6 protein-coding genes are annotated in these 7972 nt (G+C 60.9%); 5 read left to right on the top strand and 1 reads right to left on the bottom strand.

Annotation, left to right across the window (positions count from 1 at the left end; translation table 11 throughout):
* The first annotated feature begins 193 nt into the window (after window positions 1–193).
* The 5 genes from L350_RS09940 to L350_RS09920 all read left to right on the top strand — a co-directional run bounded on the left by L350_RS09940 (window position 194) and on the right by L350_RS09920 (window position 7005).
* Entirely contained in the window at window positions 194–646 is a 453-nt protein-coding gene (locus tag L350_RS09940; protein WP_023305334.1) for a YhcH/YjgK/YiaL family protein, read from the top strand.
* Between the two features lie 237 nt (window positions 647–883).
* Window positions 884–1792: a 2-keto-3-deoxygluconate aldolase gene (gene yagE / locus L350_RS09935; protein ID WP_032625244.1), complete on the top strand. Its 909-nt coding sequence runs from the start codon at window positions 884–886 to the stop codon at window positions 1790–1792.
* Between the two features lie 14 nt (window positions 1793–1806).
* The gene (yagF, locus tag L350_RS09930; protein ID WP_023299197.1) at window positions 1807–3774 is read left to right on the top strand and encodes a xylonate dehydratase YagF; all 1968 of its coding nucleotides are present in this window, start codon (window positions 1807–1809) and stop codon (window positions 3772–3774) included.
* A gap of 226 nt (window positions 3775–4000) precedes the next feature.
* The gene (locus tag L350_RS09925) at window positions 4001–5383 is read left to right on the top strand and encodes an MFS transporter (RefSeq protein ID WP_023299198.1); all 1383 of its coding nucleotides are present in this window, start codon (window positions 4001–4003) and stop codon (window positions 5381–5383) included.
* 11 nt (window positions 5384–5394) lie between these two features.
* Window positions 5395–7005, top strand: a complete 1611-nt coding sequence (locus tag L350_RS09920) for a glycoside hydrolase family 43 protein (RefSeq protein WP_032625246.1) — start codon at window positions 5395–5397, stop codon at window positions 7003–7005.
* Here the strand turns inward: L350_RS09920 and xynR are convergent.
* Entirely contained in the window at window positions 6990–7751 is a 762-nt protein-coding gene (gene xynR, locus L350_RS09915; RefSeq protein ID WP_032625583.1) for a DNA-binding transcriptional repressor XynR, read from the bottom strand. The genes L350_RS09920 and xynR overlap by 16 nt on opposite strands.
* Between the last annotated feature and the right edge of the window lie 221 nt (window positions 7752–7972).

The following is a 7972-nucleotide window of genomic DNA, read 5'->3' on the forward strand; positions in this document are numbered from 1 at the left end:
GTTGCGTAAAGCTTTTGAAATGAGGTTATGCATAACGACTGCATAAATGCCTTTATGTAATTAACAGTGAATTAACACATTTTCCGATAAACATGCGCTGGCGCAAATCTTGTCTAAAAAGGGCTGGTATGGGAGAGGCGATTCTCGTATAAAAGATAAAAATGAAACAATGTTTTAATTTGAGGGTTGTATCATGATTATTGGCAATATTCATCATCTCCAGTCCTGGCTACCAGAAGAGCTGCGCCAGGCCATTGAGCACGTCAAGGCCCACGTCACCGACGCGACGCCGACCGGCAAGCACGACATCAGCGGCAACAGCCTGTTTTATCTGGTATCGGAGGACATGACCCAGCCGTTCGCTGAGCGTCGCGCTGAATACCATGCACGCTACCTGGATATTCAGATTGTGCTGAAGGGGCAGGAAGGGATGACCTTCAGCACCCTGCCGCACGGCACGCCGGACACCGACTGGCTGGCTGACAAAGACATCGCGTTCCTGCCGGAAGGCGAGCAGGAGAAAACCGTGGTGCTGAGCGAAGGAGATTTCGTGGTGTTCTGGCCGGGTGAAGTGCATAAGCCGCTGTGCGCGGTGGGGGCGCCTGCTAAGGTCAGGAAAGTGGTTGTTAAGATGCTGGTGGAGTAACCCTTACCCCTCACCCTAACCCTCTCCCCAAAGGGGAGAGGGGACTTTACCACCCTCGCCCCTTTGGGGAGAGGGCCGGGGTGAGGGGTTAGCGGACATTATGTGATCCAGCTTAAACTTCCCGCACTCCCTCCTCATCTCCCATTTACCTGTGCTTTTTCTCCGTCATAGTATGATCGTTAAATTAATGAACGCTGTTCTATAATGTAGAACAAAATGATTCAGCAAGGAGATCACATGCCGCAGTCCGCGTTGTTCACGGGTATCATTCCCCCTGTCTCCACCATTTTTACCGCCGATGGCCAGCTTGATAAGCCGGGCACCGCCGCGCTGATCGACGATCTGATCGCGGCAGGCGTTGACGGCCTGTTCTTCCTGGGCAGCGGCGGCGAGTTCTCCCAGCTCAGCGCCGAAGAGCGTAAATCCATTGCCCGGTTTGCGATCGATCATGTCGATCGTCGTGTGCCGGTCCTGATCGGCACCGGCGGCACCAACGCCCGGGAAACCATTGAGCTGAGCCAGCACGCGCAGCTGGCGGGCGCGGACGGCATCGTGGTGATCAACCCTTACTACTGGAAAGTGTCGGAAGCGAACCTGATCCGCTACTTCGAACAGGTGACCGACAGCGTCACGCTGCCGGTGATGCTCTATAACTTCCCGGCGCTGACCGGGCAGGATCTGACCCCGGCGCTGGTGAAAACCCTCGCCGACTCGCGCAGTAACATCGTCGGCATCAAAGACACCATCGACTCCGTCGCCCACCTGCGCAGCATGATCCACACCGTTAAAGCGGCCCATCCACACTTCACCGTGCTCTGCGGCTACGACGATCATCTGTTCAATACCCTGCTGCTCGGCGGTGACGGGGCGATCTCGGCCAGCGGTAACTTTGCTCCGCAGGTGTCGGTAAATCTTCTGAAAGCCTGGCGGGATAAAGACGTGGCGAAAGCGGCTGAGTATCATCAGACCCTGCTGCAAATCCCGCAGATGTATCAGCTGGATACGCCGTTTGTGAACGTCATTAAAGAGGCGATCGTGCTCTGCGGTCGTCCAATTTCTACGCACGTCCTGCCACCAGCCTCGCCGCTGGACGAGCCGCGTAAGGCGCAGCTGAAAAACCTGCTACAACAGCTCAAGCTCTGCTGAGCCGGACGATAACGATGACCATTGAGAAAATTTTCACCCCACAGGACGACGCGTTTTATGCGGTGATCACCCACGCGGCGGGTCCGCAGGGCGCGCTGCCGCTGACTCCGCAGATGCTGATGGAATCCCCCAGCGGCAACCTGTTCGGCATGACGCAGAACGCCGGGATGGGCTGGGACGCCAACAAGCTGACCGGCAAAGAGGTGCTGATTATCGGTACTCAGGGCGGCATCCGCGCCGGAGACGGACGCCCGGTTGCGCTGGGCTACCACACCGGCCACTGGGAAATCGGCATGCAGATGCAGGCGGCGGCGAAGGAGATCACGCGCAACGGCGGGATCCCGTTCGCGGCCTTCGTCAGCGATCCGTGTGACGGGCGCTCGCAGGGCACGCACGGCATGTTCGACTCCCTGCCGTATCGTAACGACGCGGCGATCGTGTTTCGTCGTCTTATCCGCTCTCTTCCGACGCGGCGGGCGGTGATCGGCGTGGCAACCTGCGATAAAGGGCTGCCCGCCACCATGATTGCGCTGGCCGCGATGCACGACCTGCCGACCATTCTGGTGCCAGGCGGAGCGACGCTGCCGCCGACCGTGGGGGAAGATGCGGGCAAGGTGCAGACCATCGGCGCGCGCTTCGCCAACCATGAACTCTCCTTGCAGGAGGCCGCCGAGCTGGGCTGTCGCGCCTGCGCGTCGCCGGGCGGCGGGTGTCAGTTCCTCGGCACGGCGGGCACCTCGCAGGTGGTCGCGGAAGCGCTGGGTCTGGCGTTGCCGCACTCCGCGCTGGCGCCGTCCGGACAGGCGGTGTGGCTGGAGATCGCCCGCCAGTCGGCGCGGGCGGTGAACGAGCTGGATAACCGCGGCATCACCACGCGCGATATCCTCACCGACAAAGCCATCGAAAACGCGATGGTGATCCACGCGGCGTTCGGTGGCTCCACCAATTTACTGCTGCACATTCCGGCCATCGCACACGCGGCGGGCTGCACGATCCCGGACGTTGAACACTGGACGCGCGTCAACCGCAGGGTGCCGCGCCTGGTGAGCGTGCTGCCCAACGGCCCGGACTATCACCCGACCGTGCGTGCGTTCCTCGCGGGCGGCGTGCCGGAGGTGATGCTCCACCTGCGCGATCTCGGCCTGCTGCACCTGGATGCCATGACCGTCACCGGCCAGACGGTGGGCGAGAACCTCGACTGGTGGCAGAGCTCGGAGCGCCGTAAGCGCTTCCGCCAGTGCCTGCGCGAGCAGGACGGCGTGGAGCCGGATGACGTGATCCTGCCGCCGGAAAAAGCAAAAGCGAAAGGGCTGACCTCGACGGTCTGCTTCCCGACGGGCAACATTGCGCCGGAAGGATCGGTAATCAAGGCCACGGCGATCGACCCGTCGGTCGTCGGTGAAGATGGCGTTTACCGCCACACCGGCCGGGTGCGGGTGTTTGTCTCGGAGGCGCAGGCGATCAGGGCCATCAAGCGAGAAGAGATTGAGCAGGGCGATATCATGGTGGTGATCGGCGGTGGACCGTCCGGCACCGGCATGGAGGAGACCTACCAGCTCACCTCCGCGCTCAAACACATCTCGTGGGGCAAAACGGTATCGTTAATCACCGATGCGCGCTTCTCGGGCGTGTCGACGGGCGCCTGTTTCGGCCACGTGTCGCCGGAGGCGCTGGCGGGCGGGCCGATAGGCAAGCTGCGCGATAACGACATCATTGAGATTGCGGTCGACCGCCTGACATTAACAGGCAGCGTAAACTTTATCGGTACCGCGGACAACCCGCTGACGCCGGAAGAGGGCGCGCGCGAGCTGGCACGGCGGCAGACGCATCCGGACCTGCACGCTCACGACTTTTTGCCGGACGATACCCGGCTGTGGGCGGCATTACAGTCCGTGAGCGGCGGCACCTGGAAAGGCTGTATTTATGACACCGATAAAATCATTGAGGTAATTAACGCCGGTAAAAAAGCGCTCGGTATTTAATTATTTTGTGAGAGAAAAACGTCTGCGGAAAATAGTCCGCGGGCGGTTTTTACGTGTCTGCAATTTACTAATTTAAACAATAAGTTGCGATATATCGTTGACGTCACAAAAGCGAAATAACGTAATACAGAAATAAGATATGAGCATTGCTGGTTAATTGAACAGCTCATTACACTCCATTAACACGATGTTGTAATTCAGCACACTACATAAGGGTGTAATTCTGATGACGCAATTAACCATGAAAGACAAAATTGGCTACGGGCTGGGTGACACCGCCTGCGGCTTCGTCTGGCAGGCCACGATGTTCCTGCTGGCCTATTTCTACACCGACGTCTTCGGCCTCTCCGCGGGCATAATGGGGACGCTGTTTTTAGTCTCCCGCGTGCTCGACGCCGTGACCGACCCGCTGATGGGGCTGCTGGTAGACCGCACCCGCACGCGGCATGGCCAGTTTCGCCCGTTCCTGCTGTGGGGCGCCATCCCGTTTGGCATCGTCTGCATGCTGACCTTCTACACGCCGGACTTCTCCGCGCAGGGCAAAATCATCTACGCCTGCGTGACCTATATTCTGCTGACTCTGGTCTACACCTTCGTTAACGTCCCGTACTGCGCCATGCCGGGCGTCATTACCGCCGACCCGAAAGAGCGTCACGCCCTGCAGTCCTGGCGCTTCTTCCTGGCGGCGGCGGGGTCGCTCGCCATCAGCGGCATCGCGCTGCCGCTGGTCAGCATCATTGGCAAAGGCAACGAGCAGGTGGGGTATTTCGGCGCCATGTGCGTGCTGGGCCTGAGCGGCGTGGTGCTGCTCTACGTCTGCTTCTTTACCACCAAAGAGCGCTACACCTTTGAAGTGCAGCCTGGCTCGTCGGTGGCGAAAGATCTTAAGCTGCTGCTGGGCAACAGCCAGTGGCGCATCATGTGTGCCTTCAAGATGATGGCGACCTGCTCCAACGTGGTGCGCGGCGGGGCGACGCTCTACTTCGTGAAATACGTGATGGATCACCCGGAGATGGCGACCCAGTTTTTACTCTACGGCAGCCTCGCCACCATGTTCGGCTCGCTCTGCTCCTCCCGCCTGCTGGGCCGCTTCGACCGCGTTACCGCCTTCAAGTGGATCATCGTCGCTTACTCGCTGATTAGCCTGCTGATTTTCGTCACCCCGGCGGAGCACATCGCGCTGATTTTTGCCCTCAACATTCTGTTCCTGTTCGTCTTTAACACCACCACGCCGCTGCAGTGGCTGATGGCCTCTGACGTGGTGGATTACGAGGAGAGCCGCAGCGGACGCCGCCTCGACGGGCTGGTGTTCTCCACCTACCTGTTCAGCCTGAAGATTGGCCTGGCGATTGGCGGGGCGGTGGTGGGCTGGATCCTGGCGTACGTGAACTACTCCGCCAGCAGCAGCGTGCAGCCGGTCGAGGTGCTGACCACCATCAAAATTCTGTTCTGCGTGGTGCCGGTGGTGCTCTACGCGGGCATGTTCATCATGCTTTCGTTCTACAAGCTCACCGACGCCCGCGTGGAGGCCATCAGCCAGCAGCTGATCAAGCACCGCGCGTCGCAGGGCGAGGCCGTTCCCGACGCTGCGACAGCCGCATCCCATTAACCGGAGGCAACATGGAAATTACTAACCCGATACTCACCGGCTTCAACCCGGACCCGTCCCTGTGCCGTCAGGGTGAGGACTACTACATCGCCACCTCGACCTTCGAGTGGTTCCCGGGCGTGCGCATCTACCACTCCCGCGATCTGAAAAACTGGTCGCTGGTCAGCACCCCGCTGGACCGCGTGTCGATGCTGGACATGAAGGGCAACCCGGACTCAGGCGGCATCTGGGCACCGTGCCTGAGCTACGCCGACGGGAGGTTCTGGCTGCTCTACACCGACGTGAAGATTGTAGACTCGCCGTGGAAAAACGGCCGCAATTTTCTCGTCACCGCGCCGTCCATTGAGGGGCCGTGGAGCGAGCCGATCCCGATGGGCAACGGCGGGTTCGATCCCTCCCTGTTCCACGACGACGATGGCCGCAAATACTACCTCTACCGCCCGTGGGGGCCGCGCCACCACAGCAACCCGCACAACACCATCGTGATGCAGGAGTTTGATCCGCAGACCGGCACGCTCTCGCCCGAGCGCAAAACTCTGTTTACCGGCACGCCGCTCTGCTACACCGAAGGGGCGCATCTTTATCGCCACGCGGGATGGTACTACCTGATGGTTGCCGAGGGCGGCACCACCTACGAGCACGCCGTCGTGGTGCTGCGCGCAAAAACCATCGACGGGCCGTACGAGCTGCACCCGGACGTGACGATGATGACCAGCTGGCACCTGCCGGAGAACCCGCTGCAAAAGAGCGGCCACGGCTCGCTGCTGCAGACCCACACCGGGGAGTGGTATATGGCCTACCTCACCAGCCGCCCGCTGCGCCTGCCCGGCGTGCCGCTGCTGGCCTCCGGCGGGCGCGGCTACTGCCCGCTGGGGCGCGAGACCGGCATCGCCCGCATTGAATGGCGCGACGGCTGGCCGTACGTGGAAGGCGGCAAGCACGCGCAGCTGACCTTGAAAGGCCCGCAGATGGCGGAGCAGCCTGTAGCCGTTCCGGGCATCTGGCGGGACGATTTCGACGCCAGTTCGCTCGACCCGGAACTGCAGACCCTGCGCATTCCGTTCGACGATACCCTCGGCTCGCTTACCGCCCGCCCGGGCTACTTACGGCTCTACGGCAACGACTCGCTCAACTCGACCTTTACCCAGTCGACCGTGGCGCGCCGCTGGCAGCATTTCACCTTCCGGGCCGAGACGCGGATGCAGTTCTCGCCGGTCCACTTCCAGCAGAGCGCGGGGCTGACCTGCTACTACAACAGCAAAAACTGGAGCTACTGCTTTGTGGATTACGAGGAGGGGCAGGGCAGAACGATTAAGGTTATTCAGCTCGACCACAACGTGCCGTCGTGGCCGCTGCACGAGCAGCCGATTCCGGTGCCGGAACAGGCCGAGAGCGTATGGCTAAGGGTGGACGTGGATACGCTGGTCTACCGCTACAGCTACTCGTTCGACGGCGAGACGTGGCACGCCGTGCCGGTGACGTATGAGGCGTGGAAGCTGTCGGACGACTACATCGGCGGACGCGGCTTCTTCACCGGCGCGTTTGTGGGACTGCACTGCGAGGACATCAGCGGCGACGGCTGCCACGCGGACTTCGACTACTTCACCTACGAGCCGGTATAGCCCAGTGCGCGTGAGAGCTCAAGCCCGGCCTGCTGAAGCTGCTCGCGGAAATTAGCCAGCTCGGCATCGTCCACGCGCGAGGTCAGGGTCGACAGGCTCAGGGCGGCAATCACGCGGGATTCGTGGTTCCACACCGGCACCGCCACGCAACGCACGCCCTGCTCGTTCTCTTCGCTGTCCAGGGCATAGCCTTGTTCGCGGGTCTGCGTCAGGGCAGTCATTAACGCTTCCCGGGAGGCGAGGGTGGAAGGGGTAGAGGTGGTGTACTGATAGCCCTCCAGCAGGGTGTTCAGCTCGGCCTCGCCCAGCCAGGCAATCAACACCTTGCCGATGGCGGTGGCGTGAACCGGCAGGCGGCGGCCAATGCGCGAATAGGCTATGGCGGCCAGCTTGCCTTCAATCTTCTCGATATAGACCCCTTCACGACCGTCCAGGATCCCCAGATGGGTGGTCTGCCCGGTCCGCTGGGACAGCTCCGTCAGCCAGCCTTTCGCCTTCTGGCGAATATCGATGGAGCCCACGACGAAATGACCGCGCTCAACCAGCTTCATGCCGAGGCGATATTTGCCGTTCTCCGGGTTCTGATCAATATAGCCGTGAAGCTGCAGGGTTTTCAGCAGCGAGTGGAGGGTACTCTTGCTCAGCCCCATCAGTTTGCTGATGTCGGTGATCTTAAGCTCGGTGGCCTGCTCGTTGAACAGGTCGAGGATCTGCAACGCACGTTCAACAGACTGAATAATCGGCATAATGCTGGCATGTCCACGCTGGAATGAAGGCGAAAACGTACCTTTTTCGGGGTGAAAAATCAATGAAATGGCGCCGGTGTTCTCCCTCTCCCCGTGGGAGAGGGCCGGGTGAGGGCATAAGGCCGCAGCGTTGCCTGATTCGCCCGGCGGCGCTACGCTTGCACGGGCCTACGGGTTGTGTTTTCTCCCTCTCCCTGTGGGAGAGGGCCGGGGTGAGGGCA

It is taken from the genome of Enterobacter sp. MGH 4, from assembly GCF_000534735.1.
Lineage (GTDB): Bacteria > Pseudomonadota > Gammaproteobacteria > Enterobacterales > Enterobacteriaceae > Enterobacter > Enterobacter intestinihominis.

Excerpts from the sequence above, each read along its gene's own strand:
- yagF (WP_023299197.1), top strand. The coding sequence starts at position 1,807 with ATGACCATTGAGAAAATTTTCACCCCACAGGACGACGCGTTTTATGCG.
- L350_RS09940 (WP_023305334.1), top strand. The coding sequence starts at position 194 with ATGATTATTGGCAATATTCATCATCTCCAGTCCTGGCTACCAGAAGAG.
- L350_RS09920 (WP_032625246.1), top strand. The coding sequence starts at position 5,395 with ATGGAAATTACTAACCCGATACTCACCGGCTTCAACCCGGACCCGTCC.
- xynR (WP_032625583.1), bottom strand. The coding sequence starts at position 7,751 with ATGCCGATTATTCAGTCTGTTGAACGTGCGTTGCAGATCCTCGACCTG.
- L350_RS09925 (WP_023299198.1), top strand. The coding sequence starts at position 4,001 with ATGACGCAATTAACCATGAAAGACAAAATTGGCTACGGGCTGGGTGAC.
- yagE (WP_032625244.1), top strand. The coding sequence starts at position 884 with ATGCCGCAGTCCGCGTTGTTCACGGGTATCATTCCCCCTGTCTCCACC.